The sequence below is a fragment of the Amycolatopsis thermalba genome (assembly GCF_003385215.1).
GTDB classification, from domain to species: Bacteria; Actinomycetota; Actinomycetes; order Mycobacteriales; family Pseudonocardiaceae; genus Amycolatopsis_E; species Amycolatopsis_E thermalba.
In genome coordinates this window covers 1-24416 of the sequence record NZ_PQHW01000020.1, presented here as the reverse complement: position 1 = coordinate 24416, position 24416 = coordinate 1, and the positions used below count along the sequence as shown (strand labels likewise).

The window sequence follows — 24416 nt, the reverse complement described above, 5'->3', positions numbered from 1 at the left end:
CGGGGCGTGGTGATCCCTCTGGTTCAGGTAGTCCGCGACGGGCTCGTGGAAAGTGTCCACTTCGGATCGCGGGTCGTCCTCGGCCCCGGTGGCGAGGTACTGGAGGCCGGGGGTGACGTCGACCAGCCGGGTTACCCCCGGTCGACGGCGAAGCTCATGCAGGCCACCGGCATGGTGCGGCTCGGTCTCGACCTGCCGCCCGACCTGCTCGCCCTGGCCGCCGCCAGCCACTCCGCCGAGGAGTTCCACCTGGCCGGCGCGACCCGGATCCTGGACGGGGCCGGGCTCACCGAGGACGACCTGCGGTGCCCGGCGCACCTCCCGCACGACCCCGTCCTGCACGACCGGTGGATCGCCGAGGGCCGGGCGCCCCGGCGGCTCGCGCACTGCTGCTCGGGCAAGCACTCGGCCATGCTCGCCACCGCGAGGCTGAACGGCTGGTCCACCGGCGACTACCTCGACCCGGCGCACCCGCTGCAGGTGCGGCTCGCCGAGACGGTGGCCGAGCTGGCCGGGGAACCGGTCGCGCACACCGCCGTGGACGGGTGCGGCGCGCCGCTGTTCGCGATCTCCCTGCGCGGCCTGGCGCGGGCCGTCCAGCGGGTCGCCACCGCGCCGCACGGGACGGCCGAGCACCGCGTGGCCGAGGCGATCCGCAAGCACCCGGAGATGCTGGCCGGCCCGAACCGGGACGTCACCCAGCTCATGACGGCCGTGCCCGGGCTGATCGCCAAGGACGGCGCCGAGGCCGTGCAGATCGCGATCCTGCCGGACGGCACCACGGTCGCGGTCAAGATCGCCGACGGCTCCGAGCGCGGCCGCATGCCGGCGACCCTGGCGGCCCTGCGCCGCGTCGCGCCCGAGTACGACTGGGACGACGTGGTAAAGCGTTGTCCCCGCCTGGACGCGCCCAATATGGTCGGGCTGTGACAACACTGCGCGAAGAAGACGTCGACCGCCTCCGCCGCGACACCCCGGGCACGGACGCGGTCGTGCACCTCAACAACGCCGGTTCGTCGCTGCCGCCGCGGCAGGTCACCGACACCGTGCTCGACTACCTGCGGGAGGAGTCGGTGCGCGGCGGCTACGAGACCGCCGCCGCGCACGCCGACCGCATCCGGGGCGTCTACGACGGCATCGCCCGCTTCCTCGGTGCCGACGCCGCCGACATCTCGGTGACCGACAGCGCGACCCGCTCGTGGCAGGCCGTCTTCTACGCGTTCCGCTTCGCACCGGGCGACCGCATCCTGACCGGCCGTGCGGAGTACGCCAGCAACGCCATCGCCTACCTGCAGATCGCCCGCCGCACCGGCGCGGTGGTCGAGGTCGTCGAGGACGACGAGAGCGGCCAGCTGGACATCGCCGACCTGGAGCGCCGGCTGGACGACACCGTCAAGCTCATCGCGATCACGCACGTCCCGACGCAGGGCGGCCTGGTCAACCCGGCCGAGGAGGTCGGCGCGCTCGCCGAGCGGGCCGGGATCCCGTTCCTGCTCGACGCGTGCCAGTCGGCCGGGCAGCTGGACCTCGACGTGCGCCGCCTGCGCTGCGACGCCCTGTCCGCCACCGGCCGCAAGTACGTCCGCGGCCCGCGCGGCACCGGTTTCCTCTACACGCACCCGCGGCTGCGGGAGCGGCTCGAGCCCGCGATGCTCGACCTGTACTCGGCCACCTGGACCGCGCCGGAGGAGTTCGAGATCGCGCCGGACGGCCGCCGCTTCGAGACCTGGGAACGCAACTACGGCCTCGTGCTCGGCCTCGGTGCCGCCGTCGACTACGCGCGGCGGGTCGGGCTCCCGGCCATCGAGGAACGGGTGACCGCGCTGGCCGCCCGGCTGCGGGCGGACCTGTCCCAGATCGCCGGGGTCACGGTGCACGACCAGGGCAAGCGCAAGTGCGGGATCGTCACCTTCAGCGTCGCCGGGACCGAGGCCGCGGAGGTCCAGCAGCGGCTGGCCGCGGCGAAGATCAACACCTCGATCACGCGCCCCACCTCCTACCAGTACGACCAGGAGGTGCGGAACCTGCCCGCCATGGTGCGGGCTTCGGTGCACTACTACAACACCGAGGACGAACTGCGCGCGCTGACCGAAACCGTGGAGCGGCTCGCGTAGCCGGTCACTCGCTGCGCAGGACGGCGGCGATGGGCGTCCGTGCGGCGCCCCGCGCCGGGATGACGGCCCCGGCCACCGCGATGACGATGCCGGCCAGCACCAGCCCGGCCGCCGTCGGCACGCGGTAGACGTCCACGACGAAGCCGAACACGTCGGACTGGGCCGCGCGCATCATCGCGGGGGCGACCACCCGGTGCGCGAGGATCCCGAGCGGCACGCCGACGAGGCCGCCGACGAGGCCCAGAGCGCCCATCGAGGTCACCATCATCACCGTGACCTGGCGGGGTGTCATGCCGATCGACTTCAGCATGCCGAGGTCGCGGCGGCGTTCCCGGGCGTCGAGGACGACGGTGTTGAACACGCCGAGCGCGGCGACGGCCCCCAGCACCAGCGTCAGCAGCGTGGCGGAGCCGACGAGCACCTGGGCCTGGCTCGACGTCCCGTCGCGCGGGGGCAGCACCACCAGGCCCGGGTCGCCGTCCGCGACGGCGGCCCGGTACGCCTCCTGGTCCGTGCCGGGCGCGAGTTCGACCCGGTAGGTGTCGGCTCGTGCATCCGGGTCGAGCAGCGCCAGGGCCGTCCAGTCGGCGAAGATCGTGTCGGCGTTGTTGACCAGCACCACGCCGACGATCCGCATCGCGGCGCGCTGCCCGGCGAGTTCCACGGTGACGGTGTCACCGGTCGCGAGCCCGCGCTGGTGCAGGAACCTCGACGGGACCGCCACCTGCCCGGGTCCCGCCGGCCAGTGCCCGCTCGCGAGCCGCGGGGCGAGGGCGGCGGAGTCACCGCGGAAGAACTCGGCCCGCGCGGTCTGCTGCCCGCCGACCACGTTGACGTTCTTGGCGGCCACCGCCGCCACCCGCCGCGCACCGGGGGCCGAGCGCAGCAGGGCCTCGTCCTCGGCGTCGCTCAGCGCCGGCGTGACCGCGCCGCCGGGCGCCGGCCCGCCTGCCAGCACCTCGATCCGGTCCGGATAGGACGGACGCATCGCCGCGTTGTAGGCGTTCACCGACAACGTCACGCCGATCGCGAGCGTCACGGTGGTGACCCCGATGACGACCGCGGCCAGCGTCAGCCCGCTGCGCGCCGGGCGGGCCAACGGCACCCCGAGGCCGAGGCTCACCGACCGCGGCAGCCGCAGGCCGGACAGCCACCGCTGGACCACGAGCGCGCGGCCGGGCCGGGGTGCGCTGCCCGCGCTGATCGCCAAGGCCGCGGGCAACCGGCGGGCCCGCAGCGCGGACAGGAGCGCGGCCAGGACGACCACGGCGGGCAGGCCCAGCAACGCCACCACGGTCACCCACGGGTCGATGCCCGCCGCGCCCGCGCCGAAGACCTGGAACGCGTCGGCCAGCAGCGGCCGCGCGACCAGGTTGCCGAGCACCGTGCCCAGCACGCACCCGGCCGCGGACGGGACGGTGACCATCACCAGGTAGACCGCCATTACCTGGTTCGGGGTGAAGCCGAGCGCCTTGAGCATCCCGATGTCGCGGAACCCGGCCACGACCGCGCCGCCGACCACGTTGGCGACGATCAGCACCGCCACCACCAGCCCGAGGACCCCGAAGACGACCAGGAACGGCACGTACACCCCGACCTCGGCGACGAGCTGCTGCCGCACCGTGAGGGAGGACTGCGCACCCAGGAGTGCCCCGGGCGGCAGCCCGGCCGTCACGGCGGCCTGCCCCGCGGCGACGTCCTTCGCGGTCGCGTCCGGGGCGAACCGGTAGAGCATCTGGGTGGCGGTCGGCCGCAGCGCCGCGGCCTGCTCGGGGGTGACCCACGCGTCGGCGGACGCGCTCACCGTGTGGGCGAACCCGACGACGGTCAGGACGGGCTGCCCGGGGACCTCGATCCGCGAACCGAGGGGCACCAGGGTCGTGCCGGGGGCCAGGTTGAGGACGATCTCGCCCGGTGCGGTGGCCCACCGGCCGTCCCAGACGTCCACCCGGTCGACCGGGCCGCCGGGGTCGGCGCGGCCCACCGTGGTCAGGGCCGGGCCGACGAACTGCGTGCTCTGCGAGGTGTCGAGGGTGAGCTGGGCGAACGGCCCGGCCACCGCGTCGGCCCGGGCGCCGGCCCGCGTCAGCTCCTCGTCGGTCACCTGGGCGCGGTCGAACACGGCGACCAGGTCGGCGCCGCTCTGCCGTGCGTGCGCCCGGTCGAAGGGAGCCGACGAGGACACCAGCAACCCGAGCGCGAGCACGATCGTCGCCGTGGAGATCGTGACCACCAGGCCGATCACGGTGGTCTGCAACCGGCGCCGCCCGACCGCGGCCCGCGCGACCCGCCACACCGCGCTCACGGGGTCCGCTCCACACTGGTCTCGCGCGCGACCCGGCCGTCGACGACCTCGACCACGCGGCTCGCACACCGGGTGGCGAGCCGCTCGTCGTGGGTCACCAGCAGCAGCGTCTGCCCGATCTGGTTGAGGTCGAGCAGCAGGTCCATCACCTGCTCGCCGGCGCGGCTGTCCAGCGCGCCGGTCGGCTCGTCGGCCAGCAGCAGCGCGGGCCGGTTCATCAGCGCCCTGGCGACCGCGACGCGCTGCCGCTCACCGCCGCTGAGGCGGGCCGGGTAGACGTTGCGCCGTCCGGCGATGCCCAGTTCGCCGAGCAGTTCGAGCGCACGCTTGCGTGCCTGGCCCGCCGGGGTGCCGGTGAGCTGCGCGGCCAGCGCCACGTTGTCCAGCGCGGGCAGGTCGTCGAGCAGGTTGAAGAACTGGAAGATCATGCCGATCCGGCGGCGGCGGAACAGCGCCAGCCCGGTCTCGTTCAGCTTCCCCAGGTCCTCGCCGTGCACGACCACCGTGCCGGAGGTCGGGCGGTCCAGCCCGGCCACCAGGTTCAGCAGCGTGGACTTGCCGCTGCCGGAGGGTCCCATCACCGCGACCGCCTCCCCGGCGTGGATCTCCAGGGAGATCCCGTCCAGGGCAACCGAGTCGCTGTATTCCTTGCGCACGGCGGTCAGCCGCACGACCGCGCCGTCATCTCTGGTCACAGCGGCCATCCTGCGGGCCGCGGCCCGGTGCGGGCATCGGCCCGGGGAGGTAACCCGCCGCGCGGGTCATCCCGGGGATGTAGTCCGGAGGTGGATGCGGATCGCGCGCTGTCCTGGAAGAGTTGCCCCGTGGTGGAACCGGTTGTCGCGGCGGTGGCGTGCCTGGTGGCCGCGGTGCTCGCGGTCCGGCGCGCCTGCGCGCGGCGGGCGTTCGCCAGAGCACTGGAGGAACGCGGCTGGCTGCTGGAGCGCGAACGGGAAAGCGCGGCACGCAGCGCGGTGGACGCCGAACGGGCCCGGATCGCGCGGGAGCTGCACGACATCGTCAGCCACAACGTGAGCGTCATGGTGGTGCAGACCGGGGCCGCGCGCCGGGTGCTCGCGACCGAACCCGGGCAGGCCGCGACGGCGCTGGAAGCGGTCGAGGCGGCGGGCCGGGACACGATGACCGAGCTGCGGACCCTGCTCGGCGTGCTCGCACCACCTGCCGACGGGGACGAGCACGCCGACCTGTCCCCGCAGCCGAGCCTGAGCAGGCTCAGCCCGCTCATCGACCGCATCGCGTTCGCCGGGCTGCCGGTGGAGGTCCGCGTGTCCGGGGAACCGCGGCCGCTGCCCTCGGGCGTGGACCTGACGGCGTACCGGATCATCCAGGAGGCGCTCACCAACGCACTCAAGCACGGCGACGGGCGGCAGGCCGAGGTGACCGTGCGCTACGCCGACCGCTACCTGCGGGTCGAAGTGCGCAACAGCGGCCCCAGCGTGCTGACCGGGGACGCGCCGGCGTGGCCGGGCGAGACCGAGGAGGGACGCGGTCTGCTCGGGCTACGGCAGCGCGTGGCGGTCTTCGGCGGCGACCTGGACGCCCGGCGGCGCCTCGGCGGCGGGTTCCGGGTGCGGGCGAAGATCCCTCTGGAACGGCCGTGACCGAACCGCGCGTGGTGATCGCCGACGACCAGGCGCTGGTGCGCACCGGCTTCCGGATGATCCTCGCCTCCGGCGGCATCGACGTGGTCGGCGAGGCGGCGGACGGCGCGGAAGCCGTCGCCACCGTCCGCGACCTGGACCCCGACGTCGTGCTCATGGACATCCGCATGCCGGCGATGGACGGCCTGGAGGCGACCCGCCGCATCCTGGCCCGCTCCCCCGGCTGCCGGGTGCTCATGCTGACCACCTTCGACCTCGACCGCTACGTCTACGACGCCCTCGCCGCCGGGGCCAGCGGCTTCCTGCTCAAGGACGTCACCCCCGAGCACCTGGTGGCCGCGGTGCGCCTGGTCGGCACCGGTGACGCGCTGCTGGCGCCGTCGATCACCCGGCGGCTGGTGGAGCGCTTCGCCGCGGGGCAACCGCGCCCGGCGCTGCACCGCGACCTGGCCGTCCTGACCCCGCGCGAACTCCAGGTCCTCACCCTCGTCGCGCGGGGCCGGTCGAACGCCGAGATCGCCGCGGAGCTGACGCTCAGCGAGGCGACGGTCAAGACGCACGTGGCCCGCATCTTCGCCAAGCTGGCGTTGCGGGACCGCGCCCAGGCCGTCGTCCTCGCCTACGAGACCGGGCTCGTGTCACCCGGCGAGTGAACCGGGGTGGTCAGCACGCGGTCGGGCCCGGCCTCGCGCACCGGGCCGGTCAGCTCGAACGTGGCGTGGCAGGGCAGGTCACCCGCCGAGCGGCCGGCGAAGACCTCGATCGTGCCCGGCTCGACGATCCGGCGCAGGTCCAGTCCGGTGAACGCGAGCCGGTCGGCGTGCAGCCGGAACACCACGGTCCGGCTCTCCCCGGCCGCCAGGGTGATCCGCGCGAACCCGGCCAGCTGCCGCACCGGGCGGGTCACCTGCGCCAGCACGTCGCGCACATACAGCTGCACCACCTCGTCCCCGGCGCGGTCACCGGTGTTGCGCACCCGCACCGAGACCTCGACCTCGCCGTCGGTGGGCACCTCGCGGGCGCTCAACGCCAGGTCGGAGTACTCGAACGTGGTGTAGGACAGGCCGTGCCCGAACGGGAACAGCGGGCTCGGGTCGAGGTTGCTGATGCCCTCGCTGTTGCCGCCCAGCGGCGGCTGCAGGTAGGTGCTCGGCTGCGCGCCGGCCACCCGCGGCACCTGCACCGGGAGCCGTCCGCCGAAGTTCGTCCGTCCGGACAGGACAGCCGCCAGCGCGGGGCCGCCCTCCTCGCCGGGCATGAACGCCTGCACCAGGGCCGCCGCCCCCGTGTGGTTTCCCAGCGCGTACGGCCGCCCGGACACCACGACCACCACCACCGGCGTGCCGGTCGCGAGCAGTTCGGTCAGCAGCTCGTCCTGCACGCCGGGCAGCCGCAGGTCCGGCGCGTCGCAGCCCTCGCCGGAGGTGCCCTCGCCGAACAGGCCCGCCCGGTCGCCAACGACCGCGATGCACACGTCGGCGTCCCGCGCGGCTTCCACTGCTTCGGCGAAACCGGACCGGTCCTCGTCGCGGATCGGGCAGCCGGCCGCCGAGGTGATCACTGCGTCCGGCAGTTCCGCGCGCAGCGACTCCAGCAGCGACGGCGCCGCCACCCCGATGCCGTGCCCGGGATACCGCGGCAGCACGTGGTTCGGGTAGGAGTAGCAGCCCATGAACGCGAGCGGATCGTCCGCGCACGGGCCGACCACGGCGATCCGCTTCGCGCGCAACGGCAACTCGCCGTCGTTGGACAGCAGCACCACCGACTTCTCCGCCAGCTCCCGCGCGATCGCCCGGTTGCGCGGCGAGTCCAGGTCCACCGGACGCGCCCGCGGCGCCCAGTCCGCGTCGAGCAGGCCCAGCTCGGCCTTCTGCCGCAGCAGCCGACCGGCCGCGCGGTCCACAAGGGACTCCGGCACCTCGCCGGAGCGCACCAGCTCGACGAGTTCCTTGCCGTAGCAGAGGGTGTCGGGCAGCTCCACGTCGATGCCCGCGGCCAGCGCGAGCGCCCCGGCCTGGCCGGTGCTGTCGGCGACCCGGTGCATGCTGCCCAGGAACGCGATGGCCCAGTAGTCGGACACCACCACACCCTCGAAACCCCACTCGTCCCGCAGGATCCCGGTCAGCAGCGGCACGTTCGCCGCGGCGGGCACCCCGTCGAGGTCGACGTAGGCGTTCATCACCGACCGCGCCCCGCCCTCGCGGATCGCCATCTCGAACGGCGGCAGGATCACGTCCCGCAGCTCCCGCGGGCCGATCGACACCGGCGCGTGGTTGCGGGCCGCGCGCGACGCCGAGTACCCGGCGAAGTGCTTGAGCGTGGCGATGATGCCGTTGCGCTCCAAGCCCCGCACGTATGCCGCGCCCAGCGTGCCGACCAGGTACGGGTCCTCGCCCAGGGTTTCCTCGACCCGGCCCCACCGGTAGTCCCGCACGACGTCCAGCACCGGGGAGAGCCCCTGGTGCACCCCGCAGTTGCGCATGTCCTCCGCGATCGCCGACGCCATCCGCTCGACCAGCTCCGGGTCGAACGTCGCCGCCCACGCCAGCGCCGCCGGGTACACCGTGGCGCCGTAGGTGGTGAAGCCGGTCAGGCATTCCTCGTGCACGATCGCCGGGATGCCCAGCCGGGTCTCCTCGACGATCTCCCGCTGCAGCGCCTCGACCCGCGCCGCGCCTTCGGCCGCGCTGACCGGCGCCGTGCCGAACACCCGCGTCAGGTGCCCGATGCCGTTCTCCCGCGCCTGTTCGAACGGCACCCCGCCGCGCGCGAACACGTCCTGCATCGGCGCGACGTTGCCGTTCAGCTGCTCGTTGCCTGGCCACGCGCTGCCCAGCTGCGCCACCTTCTCCTCGAGGGTCATCTCCGCCAGCAGCGCCTCGGCTCGGGCGGCGGCGGGCAGCGCGCTGTTCCGCCAGGTCGGTTCCGTCATGGTGCTCCTCGCAGGTTCGTCGTCGAATCGCGCACCACCAGGTTGGTGGCCAGCTCCACGTGGTGTGAGTCGAGGGTTTCGCCCGCGGCCAGGCGCGTCAGGGTGCGCAACGCGACGCGGCCCATGTCCTGCAGCGGCTGCCGCACGGTGGTCAGCGCGGGCGTGGCCAGCTCGGCGAGCATGGTGTCGTCGAACCCGACCACGGACAGGTCCTCGGGCACGCGCAGGCCCCGCCGCCGCGCGGCCTCCATCACGCCCAGCGCGGTCGCGTCGCTGCCGGCGAACACGGCGGTCGGCGGTTCCGGCAGGTCGAGCAGCCGGCCGCCCATCTCCAGGCCGTCCGGGTAGCCGAAGGCGCCGTGCAGGATCAGCCGCGGATCGACGGTGACACCGGCGTTCTCCAGCGCCGCGCGGTAGCCGTGCTGGCGGGCCTGGCTGCACGAGGCCTGCACCGGCCCGCCCGCGTAGGCGATGCGGCGGTGGCCCAGCCGCAGCAGGTGCTCGGTGGCCGACACCCCGCCGTTCCAGTTGGTCGCGCCGACGCTGGTCACCTCGACGCGCGGCAGGTTCAGCGGGTCGATCACCACGAGCGGCAACCCGGCCCGGTCGAAACCCTCGACCTGGGCGCGGGTCAGCTCGGAGGTGACCACGATCAGCCCCTCGCGCCCGGCCAGGCGCAGGCGCCGCGCCCAGTCGTCGTCCCCCTCCTCGGGCAGCCGCCCGACCACGACGTCCACCCCGGTTTCCGCGCCTGCCTCCGTGACCCCGCGCAGGACCTCCAGCGAGTAGGGGCTCACCAGGTCGTCGAACACCAGGTCCACCACGCGCGCCGGGCCGACCGTGCGCCGCCCGGACTGCGGCACGTAGCCCAGTTCCCTGAGCACGTCCTGAACCCGCTGCCGGGTCGCCGCGGCCACGTCGCCGCGGCCGTTGAGCACCTTGGACACCGTCGGCAGCGAAACCCCGGCGGCTTCCGCGACCATCGCGAGCGTCGCGCGCTGGGAACCGGCAGGCACCGCACCCTCCAACCAGGTTGTTGCCGAAAAGTTTCAGGCGACTATAACGCTATTTTCCTTGGCGAAACAGCTCTTGACGCCCCGGTACCGGCGGAATATCTTCCGACACACACCAGAGTGTTTCCGAAAACTTTCGGACCTTCGATGGGGAAGGCGCATCATGACACTGGTCAAGCGGCGCACCGCCGTGATCGCGGCCGGGCTGGCCGCGGTTCTCTCCCTCACCACCGCGTGCGGCTCCAGCGGCCCCGCCGGCGGCAACGGCGCCACCGCGTGGGCGCTGACCGGCGGTGACGAACAGACGTTCCGGACGTCCTTCGAATCCTCCGGCATCGACGCGCAGTACTTCGGCAACGACGCCTACAAGCAGAAGATCCGCACCGCGATCGGCGCGAACGAGGCTCCGACCCTGGTCTTCAGCTGGAGCGGCGGCCTGCTGAAGTCCTGGGTGGACTCCGGCAAGATCATGGACCTGTCCGGTGAGGCCGCGAACGACCCGGCGTTCGTGAACCGCTTCCTGCCCTCGGTCGCCCGCACCGGGGTGATCGACGGCAAGACCTACGCCGTGCCGAACAACGGCATGCAGCCGGTCGTGTTGTTCTACAACAAGGAACTGTTCGACTCCATCGGCGCGCAACCGCCGAAGACGTGGGACGACCTGATGGCCCTGGTGCCACGCTTCACCGCGGCCGGCATCGCGCCGTTCGCGCTGGGCGGGCAGAGCAAGTGGCCGCAGCTGATGTGGGAGGAGTACCTCGTCGACCGCATCGGCGGACCCGAGGTGTTCGACAACATCGCCGCGAACAAGCCGGGCGCCTGGTCGGATCCGGCGATCATCCGCGCCAACACGATGATCCAGCAGCTGGTCGACGCCGGCGGCTTCGTCCGCGGCTTCAACTCCATCGCGACCGACAGCAACGCCGACACCGCGCTGCTGTTCACCGGCAAGGCCGCGATGTACCTGATGGGCTCCTGGGCCTTCCCCACCATCAAGCAGGCCGACCCCGAGTTCATCGCCGGCGGCAAGCTCGGCTGGACGACCTTCCCCACCGTGCCCGGCGGCAAGGGCGATCCGGCGAACATCGTCGGCAACCCGGCCAACTACTGGTCCGTCTCGGCCACCGCGAGCGAGGAGCAGAAGCAGGCGGCGCTGCGGTACCTGCGCGAGGACCTGATGAACGACTCCTACGTCGACTCGCTGCTCGCCGGCGGATCGGTGCCGCCGCTCACCGGCATCGAGGACAAGCTCGCGAAGACCGAGGACCCGCAGTACCTGTCCTATGTGTACGAAATGGCGAGCAAGGCGCCGAACTTCCAGCTGTCCTGGGACCAGGCGCTGTCCCCGGGCCAGGCCGACGCGCTGCTGACCAACCTGGAGCAGCTGTTCCTCAAGCAGATCACGCCGGAACAGTTCTCCGCCAACATGAACGCGACGATCGGGCGATGAGCACCGTGCTCGAACGGCGGGACCGGGCGCCGGCACGCACGCCGGCGCCCGGCCGGGGCCGGCTGCGCACCGGCCCGAGCCCGCTGATGGCGGTGCCGGCGCTGGCGTTCTTCGCGGTGTTCGCGATCGTGCCGCTGGGCGGGGTCGCGGTGCTGAGCTTCATGGAGTGGGACGGCATCGGCGACCCGTCGTGGGCCGGCCTGGCGAACTGGGCGGCGGCCCTCGCCGATCCGGTGACCTACCACGCGATCTGGCTGTCGGTGCAGGTGATGGTGGTCAGCTGGCTGGTGCAGACGCCGATCTCGCTGCTGCTGGGGGTGCTGATCGCCGGGCGCGGCCGGTACCGCGCGGTGCTCGGCGTGCTGTACTTCCTGCCGATGCTGCTGTCCGCGGCGGCCATCGCGATCGCGTTCAAGGCGCTGCTGGACCCGAACTTCGGCGCCAGCAGGGCGTTCGGCCTGGACTTCCTGTCGCAGGACTGGCTCGGCAGCCCGACGCTGGCGCTGTACGTGGTGGTCTTCGTGATCGCCTGGCAGTTCGTGCCGTTCCACACGCTGCTCTACCAGGGCGGGGTGCGGCAGATCCCGAGGTCGCTGTACGAGGCGGCCGAGCTGGACGGCGCCGGGCGGGTGCGGCAGTTCTTCCACATCACGCTGCCGCAGCTGCGCTACACGATCATCACGTCGTCGACGATGATGCTGGTCGGCTCGCTGACCTACTTCGACCTCGTGTTCGTGCTGACCGGCGGCGGCCCCGGGGACGCGACGCGGATGCTGCCGCTGGACATGTACCTGTCCGGGTTCTCCGGCAACGACATGGGGCGGGCCAGCACGCTGGCCGTGCTGCTGGTGGTCGCCGGGCTCGCGCTGGCGCTGGGGTTGTCGAAGCTGTCGAGTTTCCGCCGCGGCAGCCAGCTGGAGGGGGCGTGATGCGGACCCGTCCGAACTACCTGGGTGGCCTGGCCGGTTTCGCCTGGCTGGCGATCGTGCTGGTGCCGGTGTACTACGTGGTGGTGACGAGCCTGCGCAACCAGCGCGGGTTCTACGACGCGAACCCGTTGTCGCTGCCCGCTCCGCCGACGCTGAGCGCGTACGAGCTGGTGCTGCGCAACGACTTCTGGCGGTACTTCGCCAACAGCGTGGTGGTGACGCTGGCGACGGTCGCGATCGCCGTCGCAGTGGCGTTGATGGCCGCCTACTACGTGGTGCGCGGCACGACGTGGTTCTCGCGGTTCACCTACCGCGGCTACCTGCTGGGCCTGGCGATCCCCATCCAGGCGACGATCATCCCGGTGTACTACCTGATCACGCGGGCGCAGCTGTACGACACGCTGCTGGCGATCATCCTGCCGTCGGTGGCGTTCGCGATCCCGCTGTCGGTGATCATCCTGGCGAACTTCCTGCGGGACGTGCCGAACGAGCTGTTCGAGTCGATGCGGGTGGACGGGGCCGGGGACTGGCGGATGCTGTTCAGCCTGGTGCTGCCGATGATCCGGCCGGCCGTGGTGACGGTCGCGGTGTACGACGGGCTCAACGTGTGGAACGGGTTCCTGTTCCCGCTGATCCTCACGCAGAGCCCGGACCAGCGGGTGCTGCCGCTCGCGCTGTGGTCGTTCCAGGGGCAGTTCCGGGTGAACATCCCGGCGGTGCTGGCGGCGGTCGTGCTCTCGACGCTGCCGGTGCTGGCGCTGTACGTGCTCGGGCGGCGGCAGCTGGTCAGCGGCCTGACGGCGGGTTTCGGGAAGTGAGGCCGCCGCGAACTCCCGCTCGCCGGGAAACGCGACGAGGTGCGCCTCGGTGCGGTCGTCGAGGGAGCGGACGCGGCGTTCGAGGCGCCCCGGTGGATCACCGCCCGCGCACCACGCCCCGCACATCCGCCGCCGACGGCGCGCCCAGCGCTCGCGAGAGCCCGCGGGCCGCGGCGGTCATCACCGGCACCACGGCCCGCGGCTCGCACTCGTCGAGGTGCACCACCAGTCCCCAGCGTGGCGACCACCTCGTCGCCCTGGCCGCGGATCGGTGCCGCGATCGCCACCGCCTCCGGCGTCAGCTGCTCCTCCAGGTGCACGTGCGCCCGCGTGGAGTGGAACAGGTCCCCCAGGAACGGCTGGGCCAGCTCACGCAGCTCCAGCCCGCGCGGCGCGAGCGCGGCCAGCTCCAGCAGGTGCAGCCCGATGCGGTAGCGGCCGTCGTCGTCACGTTCGAGGGCGCCCCAGTTCACCAGCTCACCGGCGAGCCGGTGCGCGGTGGTCAGGGAAAGCCCGGCGCGGCGGCTGATCTCGCTCCACGTCAGCAGGCTGCGGCCCGGGGTGAACGCGTCGAGCAACCGCCCCGCCGCCGTCATGGGAGTCGGTCTCCGCAAGGCCCTGTCCACGGCGGCTCCCTCGGGGGGGCGGCGCTGACTCCGTCGGTTCCATCCTTGATCGTGTGCCGCCGCTGATACGACCGGCCTTCCGCATGGTGGAAGCCCTCTTGCGTGACGGTCACACGCGCGAGTGGTCAAGTTGGCTCGATGGAGTTTCCGTGGCGCGCCCGATCGCCACGACGTGATTACGTGGCGGACCCGAAACCGACCACCCGAGGAAGATCGCTTGTGACGGCAACGACCATCCGGCAGGAAACCGTCCCGCTCACGTTCGGCGGATTCGAGTACGCGGGCCGCATCGTGCGCGGGGGCGGCAGACTCGCGCCGATCGTCCTGGTGGGCGGCGCGTTCCAGCACAAGGACGCGTGGGGCCGGGTGGAACGCGACCTGCTCCGGCACGCCGACGTGATCACCGTCGACCTCCCCGGCTGGGGCGCGGCGGACCGGCTGCCGCCCGAGTACGGCGTGGATTTCCTCGCCGGCGCGCTGAACCACCTCCTCGGCCACGTCGCACCCGAGCCGGTGCACGTGGTCGGCGCCTCCTACGGCAGCGGTGTCGCGCACCGGTGGGCGCAGCTGCGTCCGGAACGGGTGCGCCGGCTACTGCTGGTGGGCACGATGACGCACGTGACCGGCCGGTTGCGCACCCGCATCGCCCGCAGCGTCGAGCTGGCCGAACAGGGCAGGCACGCGGAGTTCACCGCCGAGGTGCTGGACCTGATGCTGAGCCGCGAGCCGGGCGTGCGGCGGCAGGCCGCGGTCCGCCGGTGCCTGACCGGCCTGGTGGGCGCGATGACCGACGCCGACATCGCCAAGTACCTGGACAACACGCGGCGGCTGCTGGACCACCCCGGCGACGACGGCCGCGTCCTGCCCGTCCCGGTGCTGGTCACGACCGGCGAGCACGATCCGCTGACCACCCCGCGGCTGAGCCGGGAGGCCGCGGCGAGGTGCGCCGACGCCAGGTTCACCGCGATCCACGACGCCGACCACCTCGTGCACCTGGAACGGCCGGCCGAGGTCGTGGACCTCGCGCTGCGGTTCTTCGCCGGGGAACCGTTGTCCGGCCTGCCCTACTGCACCCCGGTCGAGCACGTCGTCTGCGGGGTGGCGCGGTGAAGCACGTCCTGTTCGTCAACGTCGCCGACCACGGGCACGTCAACCCCACGCTCGCCGTGGTGTCCGAGCTGGTGTCCCGTGGCTGGCGGGTGAGCTACGCGGTCGGCGCGGACTTCGTCCCGCAGGTGCGCGCGGCCGGGGCGGAACCGGTGGTGCTGCCGGACGTCCGGGACGGCGGCCCGCCGCCGGAGGACCTGATGGCGGGCGTGGAGATGTACCACCGGGACGCCCAGGCGGCACTCCCCGTGCTGGAAACGCTCGATGATCTTCCGGACGTGATCGCCTACGACTTCGTCGCGTTCGCGGGCAAGGTCCTGGCGCGCAAGCTGGGCGTGCCGATGGTGCAGCTCTCGCCGACGCACGCGTTGTTCCCCGGCTGGGAGCGCATCGCGTTCGGCGTGACGAGCGTGTCGGAGCTGCCGGTGTACCAGCGGTTCCAGCGGTTCCTCGACGACCAGGGGCTCGGCTGTTCGGTCGAGGAGTTCCAGGCGATGGACGACCCGAAGGTGGTGTTCGTGCCGCGGGCGTTCCAGATCTCGCCGGAACTGCTCGGGCCGGAGCACACCTTCGCCGGTCCCGCGCTGGGCGACCGGTCGTTCCAGGGGTCCTGGCGCCCTCCGGTGGGCAAACCGGTGCTGCTGATCTCGCTCGGCTCGTGCTTCACCGACCAGCCCGGGTTCTTCCGCGCGTGCCTCGACATGGCCGCGGGCCTGGGGTGGCACACCGTGATGGCGATCGGGCGGCACGTCGATCCGGCGGCGCTCGGGCCGGTTCCGGACGGTGTCGAGGTCGCTCCGATGGTGCCGCAGCTGGACGTGCTGGCCGCCGCGTCGGCGTTCGTCACGCACGCCGGGATGGGCAGCCTGCTGGAGGCCCTGCACCACGGCGTGCCGATGGTCGCGGTCCCGCAGATGGCCGAGCAGCGGCTGAACGCGGCCCGGCTGACCGAGCTGGGCCTGGGCGTGACGCTCGACCGCGCGGAGGTGTCGGCGCAGGCGCTGCACAACGCGGTGCTGCGGGTGTCGTCCGACGCGGGGATCGCGGCGAACGTGCGGGGTATGCGGGAGATCGTGCGGGCGTGCGGCGGGGCGGTGGAGGCCGCGGACGTCATCGAGAAGACCGCGATCCGGGACGGAGCCGCGCTGTGACCACGCTGGAAAGCCCGGTGCGGAGCGTCGTGCTGGAGACCGACCGCGGCCGGTTCGCCGCGCACCGGGCCGGGTCCGGGGAGCCGGTGGTGCTGGTCGGCGGGTATCTGGGGTCCAAAGAGGACTTCGCGCCGCTGTTGCCGCTGCTGGCCGCCGCGGGGTACGCGGCGTGGGCGGTCGACCACCACGGCCAGCACGAGAGCCCGGGCCCCGACGACCCGAGCGCCTACACGCTGCCGGGCATGGCGCAGGACCTGCTGGCGGTGATCGGCGAGGTCGGCGAGGGCGAGCCGGCGCACGTGGTGGCGCACTGCGCGGGCGCCGCGGTCGCGAACGCCGCGGTCGTCGCCGCGCCGCGGGTAGTGCGCAGTTTCGCGCCGCTGGGCAGCTTGCTGTCCGGTTCGGACAAGGAGACCGCGTTCCTCACCTGGTGCGCCGACGCGGTGGCCACCGAGGGGGCCGCGGGCTTGCGTGGCTTGATCGACCACTGGGCCCGTGCCGAGCCGGACCGGCTGGACCTGATGACCACCCGGTTGTCGACCACCCGCACCGGTCACCTCATCGGGTTCCCGCGGCTGTTGTGCGGTCCGCGGGCGGGGGTCGGTGAGCTGGCCGGGTCCGGGGTGCCGTTGCTGTTCGTGCACGGCATGGACGACGAGTTCACCGGCTCGCACGAGGAGTACCAGCGCCTGGCTCGCCGCTTCGGCCGGGACGCGGTCGGCATCGACGGCGCGGGGCACTGCGTGCAGCTGGACCGTCCACAGGAGACGGCCGAGGCGCTCATCCGGTTCTGGCGCGCAGTTTCAGCAGACCGTCGGCCAGCTCCGGCAGCGGGAGGTCGTTGACCTCGGTGACCGTGCGGACGGCGTCCTCGGGGAACGCGTCCGCTCCGGTGCAGGCGCCCGCGATCGCGCCGGCCATGGCGGCGATGGTGTCGGTGTCCCCGCCGAGGCTCGCGGCGGTGCGGCAGGCGTGCCACGGGTCTTCGGCGTGGTGCAGGACCGCGAACGCGGCGGGCACCGATTCCTGGGTGGCGACGCTGGTGCCGATCAGGGCCGGGATGTCGGCGGCGGGCATGGTGCGGGACCACCGGATCCGGGCGGCGACGTCCCCGGCCGCGACCCAGTTCCCCCGCTGGGCGGCCAGTTCCGCGGCCGCGACGGCGAAGTCGATGGCCTCGGGCAGGCTCGCGCCGTCGATCCCCGCGCTGACCGCCGCGGCGACCGCGGCCGCCCCCGCCAGGGCGACGCCGGTGTTGTGGGTGACCCAGCTGGCCTCGACCACGCTGTCGACGAGCCGGCCGAGGTCGGCCGGAGTGGCGATCCCGACGGGGGCGATGCGCATGGCCGCGCCGTTCGTGGTGCCGTGCTTGCCGGCCTCTTCGAGGGAGGCCCCCGCGGCGACGGCGTTGAGCGCGGCGCGCGTGGAGGGCCCGAGCAGCCCCCGGATGCCGCGGCTGCGCAGGTCGCGCTCCCACGCCAGGAGCGCATCCGCGAGCCGGTGCGGATCGATCCGCCCATCCCCATCGATCAACAACCGCGCGACGATCACCGCCTGCTGCGTGTCGTCGGTGACCCCACCGGCCGGCAACCCCCGAGCCGCCGCGAAGCCGGTGACGGGCACGATCTCGGCCGGGGACAACCCTTCGGTGGGCATGCCGAGCGCATCCCCGATGGCAAGGCCCGCCAGGGCCGCGAGCGCACGTTCCCTCACCCCGCCACGATCTCACCGGCCGCGGCAGCGGAGCAAACCCAAGGTAGCTGGGTGGTCATCCCGTCGCCTGACACGTGACGATCACTTTGAGCCAGGGCCGCAACCTCCCCGCTCACCGGCAGCCGAGCTACGCAACCTTGCGGCCCTGGCTCAAGGTGATATGCACAAACCGGAAGGCGACGGGATGACCACACAGCGACCACCTGCCCGAGGTGAGATAACAACGGTCCCCCGTCATCCCGGAGCCTGCCCGTCCGGCGAGGACATCTTTTGATCTTTAGAGGTGACGTTGGGCAGGCGACGAGCCCGCCCTGCGGGCGGGAGCGCCTACGGCGCCGAACGGTCACCTTACGACCACCCCCGCCCCCGATGCCTGATTGTGTTTCAGTCGCCGAGCAGGCGTGTCAAGGCGGGAAAGAGTACCTTGACACGCCTGATCGGCGACCAAAGACCGGCTGTGGATCGGGGGCGGGGGAGGTCTGGTTGGGGTAGTCGGTGCTGTTGCGTTGCCGGGCTGCGGTTCGCAGGGCTGCCGCGCGGGCAGCTTTGGGCCGGGGCCAGTCGCGTTGCCGGCTTGCGGTTTGCAGGGCTGCCGCGCGGGCAGCCACCGATCCCCTTCTAGACGAAAACCTTCCCCGGGTTCAGGATCCCCAGCGGGTCGAGCGCGCCCTTCACCGCCCGGTGCAGCTCCAGCACCTCCGGGCTCACCTCGCGCCGCAAGCCGCCGCGCTTCAGCAACCCGATTCCGTGCTCCCCCGTCACCGTGCCGCCCAGTTCGACCGCGTCCGCGATGATGTCCTCGAACGCCGCCTGTGCGCGTCGCCTTGCTGCGTCGTCGCCGATGGGGGTTATCAGTAGCGGGTGGAGGTTTCCGTCGCCGGCGTGGGCGATGTTCGCGATCAGCGTGTCGTGTTCGGTGGCTGCCTTCTCGATCCGCGCCAGCATCTCCGGCACCAGCGCTCGCGGCACGCAGACGTCCTCGGTGAGCACCGGGCCCAGCCGCTCCAGCGCGGGGTACGCCAGGCGCCGGGCGTCGAACAGGGCTTCGGCCTCCTGCTCATCCGTGGACAGCGCCGCCCAGCTCGCGCCGGCCTGCTCGAAGCACCGCAGGATCGTGCGGGCCTCCTCCTCGCCCGCGTGACCAGGGGTGTCGACGCGGCCCAGGAGCACCACGTTCGCCTCCGTGGACAGGCCCATGTTCTTCCACGCGTCGACCGCCTCCAGGCAGTGCCGGTCGACCAGCTCCAGCGCGGACGGGATCACCCCGGACGCGGACACCGCGCTGACCGCCTCACCCGCGGCGATCACCGAGTCGAAGTACCCGGCGATCGTGCGCTCCGGCTCGCGCCGCGGCCGCAGCCGCACGGTCACCTCGGTGATCACGCCGAGCGTGCCCTCGGAGCCGACCATCAGCCCGCACAGGTCGTACCCGGCGACGCCCTTCGCGGTGCGCCGGCCCAGGCGGACCACCTCGCCGCGCCCGGTGACGACCTCCAGCGCGAGCACGTAGTCCCGCGTCACGCCGTACTTCACGCAGCACAGCCCACCGGCGTTGGTGGCCACGTTCCCGCCGATCGTCGACCACGGCGCGCTCGCCGGGTCCGGCGGGTACCACAGCCCCTGCTCGGCGCAGATCGCCCGCAGGTCGTCGTTGATCACGCCCGGCTGCACGACCGCGAGCCGCTCGGCGGGGTCGATCTCCAGAACGGAATCCATCGCCTCGAACGAGATCACGATGCAGCCGTCGACGGCGTTCGCCCCGCCGGACAGGCCCGTCCCAGCCCCGCGGGGCACCACCGGGATCCCGTGCTCGCCCGCGAACCGCACGACGTCGCGCACCTCGCCGGTCCCGCGCGGCCGCACCACCGCGGCGGCTTGCCCGTACTCGGCCCACTCCGCGTGGTCCTGCAGGTAGGACTCGACCACGACCGAGTCGTCGACCACGTGCTCAGCAGGCACGACCCGCCGCAGGGCGGCCACCAATGTCGGGGAATCCATCACAACCTCCACCAGGGAGGCTACCGCTGTGACGACGGCCTCCGGACTCGTCGAGCCGCAGGTGAGACTCCCGCTACAGCAGGCGGCCGTCGCCGTCCCGGAGGTGCCCGGGAGCCACCAGGAACGCCTGGTACTCGTACTCCTCCTCGTAGAACACCACGAGACGGTCCTTGTCCGCGCCGATGGCCGTCCAGCCGTACCCCAGCACGACGCCGATCTCGTCGGCCCACCGATCGTCGCGCGCGGCGCAGTAGAGCCACGGGAAGTCGTCGACGCCGGTGAGCACGTACACCCGGCCGTCCAGCCCGGCCCGGACGGCGAACTCCGACTGCCAGTCCCGGATCTCCCGGTCGTCCGCCGACTCCGGCAGCACCGAATCCGGTTCGGCGGTCGTCCGGCGGGTCTTGACGAACTCGTCCCGGAGCCACTGCGGGAAGTCCGACCACTGCGCGAACTCACCGGTGTCGAAAGCGGACAGACGGTCCTTCAGCTGCTCGGCCTTCTTCGCCTGCAGCAACCGCAGCCGCCGGTCCCGCGCGGACTCGGTCACGGCTCAGTCACCCGCCGGCCAGCTCGGAGCATGATCCCCATAGTAGTAGTGGTGCGGGCCGCCGACCCGGTCGTACTTCTCGCCGACCACCACCCCGTCGTGGCCCGCCTTCGGCTGGTAGGCGTGGAAGTGCGGGTGCGGCGCGCGCGGATCGTCGGTGTGCTCCGCGATCACCCGTGGCCCGTTCGGCGTCTCGTACTCGTAGTAGCGGCCGTGCGCGCCGGGCGCGGGGTCGTAGTGGTAGTTGCCCCTCCCCTGCAGGGCCGGGTTGTCGCCGACGGTCCACTGCCGGACGGGTGACGCGCTGTTGGGGATGCCGGCCCGGTCGCGCGCCGCGTTGAACGCTTCCCGCCGCTGGTCGAACCACCGGTTGTCGCCCTTGGGCAGTTCTTCCTTCTGGGCGTCGCAGTCGCGGCACGGCACGAGCCCCAGCGGGTCGAGCCACGTCATCGGGTTCGGCACGTACGCCTGCGGGTTCGGCCCCGCGACCAGGCCGAGCGGGTCCTGGCTCGCGTACCGCCCGAGTTCGGGCACGTAGTAGCGGTGGTAGTTGTAGTCCAGACCGCTCTCCGGGTCGTGGTACTGCCCGGGGAACCGCAGCGGCGTGTCCGCGACGCCGACACCGGCGACCTGGCCCCAGACCGTCCGGCTCGCCCGCCAGGCCAGGTTGCCCGCGGGGTCGACCAGCTCCGTCGGGGTGCCGATCAGGTCGGAGACGATGCCGTAGAACTCGCGGTCGACCCAGGCCTGGTCGTGCCAGACCCGCTCGGTCTGGCTCACCGGCTGCAGCGTGTCCGGCAGCCAGTGCCACGACCTGGTCCGTCCCGCGGATTCGATCTGCTCCACCAGGACCGTGTCGTCCCAGACGAAATCGGTCCGCTCGGCGACGGTGCGGCCGTCCGCGGCCAGGCGCTGCTTGCTGATGCGCCGCCCCAGCGCGTCGTAGGCGTACCGCCAGCGCGTCCCGTCGGGCGTGACGACACCGACCAGCCGGTCTTCGCCGTCCCAGCTGAAGTGCCAGTTGTCCGGCTTCGCGGACAACCGCTTCCGCTGCCGGAGCACCATGCGCCCCTGCCGGTCGTAGGCGTACCGGACGTTCCCCGCGGCGATCGTCAACGTGCCGCTGACCTGACGCGGCCCGCTCGTCTCGGGGTCGCCCGGGCTGTGCGCGGCCTGGAGGTTGCCGACGCGGTCGTAGTCGTAGTGCTCCGCCCAGCCCGCGCCGCGGACGCCGACGACCCGCCCGGCCGGGTCGAGGTCGAACTCGCGCAGCCCCCCGATCTGCTCCGCGACCGACACCAGCTGGTCGTCCGCGCGGTACCGGTAAGCGCGGTGCTGGATCCGCCGGACCGACGGAACCCCCGCCGACACCGCGGACAGCGTCTGCGCGAGCAGGCGGTTACCCGCGTCCCACTCCTGCGCCAGGGAGACCCCGGTGTCGAGCAACCGTTCCACTTCCCGGCCCGCGGTGTCGTAGCGGAAGCTCAGGGTCCGGCCTGCGGCGCTCAGGACCGAGGGCCGGCCGCCCGCGTCGTAGCTCCACCGGCTCTCCGCGCCGGTCGGGGTGCGCTGGTACACCGGCCTGCCGAGCAGGTCGTAGCGGGACTCGACGGTGCGGCCGTTGATCGTTTCGGCCACCACCCGCCCGGCCGCGTCGCGCTGGAAGCGCACGTCGGCGTCGGCGTTCACGGCGCGCACCAGCCGCCCGGCCGCGTCGTAGGTGAACCGGGCCCGCGGCGCGTCCCCGGTCTGCCGCTCGACGAGGTTGCCCACGAGGTCGTGGCGGAACCGCGTGGTCTCGCCGGCGCCGTTCGTCCGCGACACCACCTGCCCCGCCGCGTCGTAGGTGTAGACCAGCGTCCGGCCGTTGAAGTCCGTCTCGCGGACGAGGTTGCCGACGGCGTCGTAGACGTACCGCCATTCCGAGCCCGCCGCGTTGCGCACGACGACCGGGCGCATCTTCTCGTCGTAGGTGTACTCCAGGCGGTTCCCGTCCGGGGTCGACACCACCGCGGGCAGGTCGAAATGGGTGCTGACGACGTGCGTCAGCTCGCCCGCGGCACCCGCCTCGGCGGTCTGGTTGCCCTCGCCGTCGTACTGCCAGCGCTCGACCGTGCCGTCCGGACCGGTGCGCGACAGCAGCAGCCCTTCCACGCTCCAGGTGTAGGTGGTCGTGGCGCCCGACGGGTCGGTCCGGGACCGGATCCGGCCGAACTGGTCACGGCCGAACAGGTTCACCGCGCCGTCCGGACCGGTCACGGCGATGGGCAGGCCCGCCTCGTTCGTGTCCACGCGGTACACGCCGCCCAGCGGGTCGACGATCGCCGCCAGGTGGTGGCGTTCGTCGTACCGGTACCGGGTCACCGCGCCCACCGGATCGGTGACCGCGACGAGGTTGCCGGCCTCGTCGTAGTCCCGCCGCGTCACGGCGCCCGTCGGCTCGACCGTGGCGACCAGCTGGTTGTCGCTGTCGTAGCTGAACAGCCGCTGGGTGCCGTCCGGGCGGGTCAGGGTGACCAGGTTGCCGGACTCGTCGTAGGTGTAGGACGTGGTGCGGCCGAGCGGGTCCGTCCGGGACAGCAGCCGGTCGTAGCGGTCCCATTCCGAGCACGTGCTGCCGCCGAGCGCGTCGACCTCCTCGACGATCTGCCGCAGCTCGTTGAACCGGTAGGTCGTCTCGTGCCCGGCCGCGTCGGTCCAGACCGAGACGAGGGCGTCCCGGTCGATCCGCAGCGTTCCGGTGTGCGCGCCGCCGGAGCCCTCGGTCCGGACGCACCGGCCCAGGCCGTCGTAGTGGAAGCCGTACCACTCGCCGTTGCGGTCCACCCAACGGGTGAGGCGCCCCGCGCGGTCGTAGCTGAAGGTCAGCGGCCGGTTCGACGAGTTGGACACCTCGGTGAGACGGCCCTCGTCGTCGTAGGCGTACCGGAGCAGCGGCACGTCCGGCGCGCCGCCGGTGCCGCGGAGGGTCAGCGCCGTGATCCGGCCGCCTTCCGTGCTGATCGCGATCCGGTAGTTCCCGGAGTGCCGGAGCTCGCGGGGAGCGCCGTTCTCGTACTCGAAGTCCAGCCGTTGCCCGGTCCGGCCCTCGACCGAGCGCAGCGGCAGCAGACCGGCCGGCGCGCCCGCGACGGGCCCGAAGGTGTACCGCTCGCGGTTCTGCCGGTGGGTGACGACGTACTCGTCCCCGGTGCGGACCAGCGGCCAGCGGGCGCCTTCGACCGGGAACACGGGCTGACCGTCGCGCACCGGATGCGGGTAGACCAGGACGCGGCCGTCCTCGGTGACGAAGTAGATGCCGTCGTCCTCGACCTCGAGCCGCTGGTCGAAGGTCGAGGCCCAGGTCCGCCCGAACCAGCGGCCGAGCCGGTACGCCGAGGCGTGCCGCCGCCGCACGGTCAACGGCAGGACCGCCGGGAGGCCGACGTCGGTCTGCGGCAGGATCACCTCGCCGGTGAAGACGTTGATCGGGTCACCGTTCGTGCAGGTCGAGTCCTCGTCCTGGCCGGACCTGCGCGGGTCGTCGGCCGAGTCCCTGGCCGACGACGGACCGTCACCGCCGGCCCGGCTGCCGCCCGGGGTGCCGTCCGCGCCGTCGGGGCTGTTGGGAGCATCCGGGCTGGTCGGGCCGTCCAGATCCGGCGTGTCGACCTTCCCACCACCGCCGGACGCGGCCGAAGGAGTGGTGCCATCACCGCCGCCGAGTTTGCGGCCGATCTTGCTCAGCTTCTGGATGATCTCATCCAGCTTGCCGATGACCCGGCTGATCCGCGGCGACACGTTCCCGATCGTCTTGACCAGCTTCCGGATGAAATCCGCAATCCGAGTCACCGCCGACGAAATCGCCGCCGTCGCCTGCGCCGCGATCAACGGCGTCGCAAACCCCAACGTGCACGCCGCCTCCAACGCCCACGTGATCAGCTTCCCCACCAGCTCGGCCACGATGTCGCGCACCATCTCGCGCACGAAACCCACCACCGTGCCCATGATCATCACACCGGTGGAGATCCCATCCGCCAACGCCGCCGCACCCGCCAGCGCCTCCGCCTGCACCGCCCCCGACCGGCGATAGGTATCCGCCCCCTGAC

At 72.7% G+C, this 24416-nt stretch carries 20 protein-coding genes and 1 pseudogene; 11 read left to right on the top strand and 10 right to left on the bottom strand.

The window, feature by feature from the left end; translation table 11 throughout:
- The first annotated feature begins 12 nt into the window (after positions 1 to 12).
- A complete protein-coding gene (locus D0D15_RS11255) occupies positions 13 to 930 on the top strand; it encodes an asparaginase (RefSeq protein WP_233157128.1) in 918 nt (305 codons plus the stop codon).
- A gap of 5 nt (positions 931 to 935) precedes the next feature.
- Positions 936 to 2114 (top strand): aminotransferase class V-fold PLP-dependent enzyme, encoded by a 1179-nt coding sequence (locus D0D15_RS11250; protein WP_162830553.1) that lies wholly within the window; start codon positions 936 to 938, stop codon positions 2112 to 2114.
- A 4-nt stretch (positions 2115 to 2118) separates the two neighbouring features.
- On the opposite strand, the gene D0D15_RS11245 is transcribed toward D0D15_RS11250, so the two are convergent.
- Both D0D15_RS11245 and D0D15_RS11240 read right to left on the bottom strand, forming a co-directional pair.
- Positions 2119 to 4419 carry an ABC transporter permease gene (locus D0D15_RS11245; RefSeq protein WP_115944410.1) on the bottom strand — a complete coding sequence of 767 codons (2301 nt, stop codon included), beginning with the start codon at positions 4417 to 4419 and terminating at the stop codon, positions 2119 to 2121.
- Positions 4416 to 5123: an ABC transporter ATP-binding protein gene (locus D0D15_RS11240; protein WP_094004295.1), complete on the bottom strand. Its 708-nt coding sequence runs from the start codon at positions 5121 to 5123 to the stop codon at positions 4416 to 4418. Before D0D15_RS11240 ends, D0D15_RS11245 begins: the two co-directional genes overlap by 4 nt.
- A gap of 120 nt (positions 5124 to 5243) precedes the next feature.
- On the opposite strand from D0D15_RS11240, the gene D0D15_RS11235 reads away from it, so the two are divergent.
- Both D0D15_RS11235 and D0D15_RS11230 read left to right on the top strand, forming a co-directional pair.
- Positions 5244 to 6041, top strand: a complete 798-nt coding sequence (locus D0D15_RS11235) for a sensor histidine kinase (RefSeq protein ID WP_115944409.1) — start codon at positions 5244 to 5246, stop codon at positions 6039 to 6041.
- The gene (locus D0D15_RS11230) at positions 6038 to 6694 is read left to right on the top strand and encodes a response regulator (protein ID WP_094004293.1); all 657 of its coding nucleotides are present in this window, start codon (positions 6038 to 6040) and stop codon (positions 6692 to 6694) included. The genes D0D15_RS11235 and D0D15_RS11230 overlap by 4 nt, the downstream gene beginning before the upstream one ends.
- Here D0D15_RS11230 and D0D15_RS11225 read toward each other — a convergent pair.
- Positions 6661 to 8973, bottom strand: coding sequence for a beta-xylosidase/alpha-l-arabinosidase (locus D0D15_RS11225; protein ID WP_094004292.1), 2313 nt, complete (start codon positions 8971 to 8973; stop codon positions 6661 to 6663). The two genes, D0D15_RS11230 and D0D15_RS11225, sit on opposite strands and share 34 nt — an antisense overlap.
- A complete protein-coding gene (locus tag D0D15_RS11220; protein ID WP_369806776.1) occupies positions 8970 to 9956 on the bottom strand; it encodes a LacI family DNA-binding transcriptional regulator in 987 nt (328 codons plus the stop codon). The genes D0D15_RS11225 and D0D15_RS11220 overlap by 4 nt, the downstream gene beginning before the upstream one ends.
- Positions 9957 to 10149: 193 nt before the next feature.
- Here D0D15_RS11220 and D0D15_RS11215 point away from each other — a divergent pair, with 193 nt between their 5' ends.
- From D0D15_RS11215 to D0D15_RS11205, 3 genes are read left to right on the top strand one after another with little or no spacing between them, the layout of a single operon-like run.
- On the top strand, positions 10150 to 11436 hold the full coding sequence (locus D0D15_RS11215; protein WP_094004290.1) for an extracellular solute-binding protein: 1287 nt from the start codon (positions 10150 to 10152) through the stop codon (positions 11434 to 11436).
- Positions 11433 to 12365: a carbohydrate ABC transporter permease gene (locus tag D0D15_RS11210; RefSeq protein WP_233157126.1), complete on the top strand. Its 933-nt coding sequence runs from the start codon at positions 11433 to 11435 to the stop codon at positions 12363 to 12365. The genes D0D15_RS11215 and D0D15_RS11210 overlap by 4 nt, the downstream gene beginning before the upstream one ends.
- A complete protein-coding gene (locus tag D0D15_RS11205; RefSeq protein WP_094004289.1) occupies positions 12365 to 13183 on the top strand; it encodes a carbohydrate ABC transporter permease in 819 nt (272 codons plus the stop codon). The genes D0D15_RS11210 and D0D15_RS11205 overlap by 1 nt, the downstream gene beginning before the upstream one ends.
- Positions 13184 to 13280: 97 nt before the next feature.
- Here the strand turns inward: D0D15_RS11205 and D0D15_RS37780 are convergent, their stop codons facing one another.
- Both D0D15_RS37780 and D0D15_RS37775 read right to left on the bottom strand, forming a co-directional pair.
- Positions 13281 to 13409: a hypothetical protein gene (locus D0D15_RS37780; RefSeq protein WP_369806777.1), complete on the bottom strand. Its 129-nt coding sequence runs from the start codon at positions 13407 to 13409 to the stop codon at positions 13281 to 13283.
- Between the two features lie 277 nt (positions 13410 to 13686).
- A pseudogene (locus D0D15_RS37775) lies at positions 13687 to 13779 on the bottom strand (IclR family transcriptional regulator); the annotation flags it as partial.
- Positions 13780 to 14028: 249 nt separating this feature from the next.
- Between D0D15_RS37775 and D0D15_RS11195 the strand changes: the two are divergent.
- From D0D15_RS11195 to D0D15_RS11185, 3 genes are read left to right on the top strand one after another with little or no spacing between them, the layout of a single operon-like run.
- On the top strand, positions 14029 to 14919 hold the full coding sequence (locus tag D0D15_RS11195; RefSeq protein WP_094004288.1) for an alpha/beta fold hydrolase: 891 nt from the start codon (positions 14029 to 14031) through the stop codon (positions 14917 to 14919).
- The gene (locus tag D0D15_RS11190) at positions 14916 to 16067 is read left to right on the top strand and encodes a macrolide family glycosyltransferase (protein WP_094004287.1); all 1152 of its coding nucleotides are present in this window, start codon (positions 14916 to 14918) and stop codon (positions 16065 to 16067) included. The genes D0D15_RS11195 and D0D15_RS11190 overlap by 4 nt, the downstream gene beginning before the upstream one ends.
- Positions 16064 to 16912, top strand: a complete 849-nt coding sequence (locus tag D0D15_RS11185) for an alpha/beta fold hydrolase (protein ID WP_115944408.1) — start codon at positions 16064 to 16066, stop codon at positions 16910 to 16912. The genes D0D15_RS11190 and D0D15_RS11185 overlap by 4 nt, the downstream gene beginning before the upstream one ends.
- Here the strand turns inward: D0D15_RS11185 and D0D15_RS11180 are convergent.
- From D0D15_RS11180 to D0D15_RS11165, 4 genes are all read right to left on the bottom strand, one after another.
- Positions 16848 to 17780 carry an ADP-ribosylglycohydrolase family protein gene (locus D0D15_RS11180; protein WP_094004285.1) on the bottom strand — a complete coding sequence of 311 codons (933 nt, stop codon included), beginning with the start codon at positions 17778 to 17780 and terminating at the stop codon, positions 16848 to 16850. The genes D0D15_RS11185 and D0D15_RS11180 overlap by 65 nt on opposite strands.
- Positions 17781 to 18398: 618 nt before the next feature.
- Positions 18399 to 19778, bottom strand: coding sequence for an FAD-binding oxidoreductase (locus D0D15_RS11175; RefSeq protein ID WP_094008590.1), 1380 nt, complete (start codon positions 19776 to 19778; stop codon positions 18399 to 18401).
- Positions 19779 to 19851: 73 nt separating this feature from the next.
- Positions 19852 to 20328, bottom strand: a complete 477-nt coding sequence (locus D0D15_RS11170) for a hypothetical protein (RefSeq protein WP_094008589.1) — start codon at positions 20326 to 20328, stop codon at positions 19852 to 19854.
- A gap of 3 nt (positions 20329 to 20331) precedes the next feature.
- Positions 20332 to 24108, bottom strand: a complete 3777-nt coding sequence (locus tag D0D15_RS11165; RefSeq protein ID WP_244214950.1) for a DUF6531 domain-containing protein — start codon at positions 24106 to 24108, stop codon at positions 20332 to 20334.
- Here D0D15_RS11165 and D0D15_RS36980 point away from each other — a divergent pair.
- Positions 24083 to 24400, top strand: a complete 318-nt coding sequence (locus D0D15_RS36980) for a hypothetical protein (protein WP_244214923.1) — start codon at positions 24083 to 24085, stop codon at positions 24398 to 24400. The genes D0D15_RS11165 and D0D15_RS36980 overlap by 26 nt on opposite strands.
- The last annotated feature ends 16 nt before the right edge of the window (positions 24401 to 24416 follow it).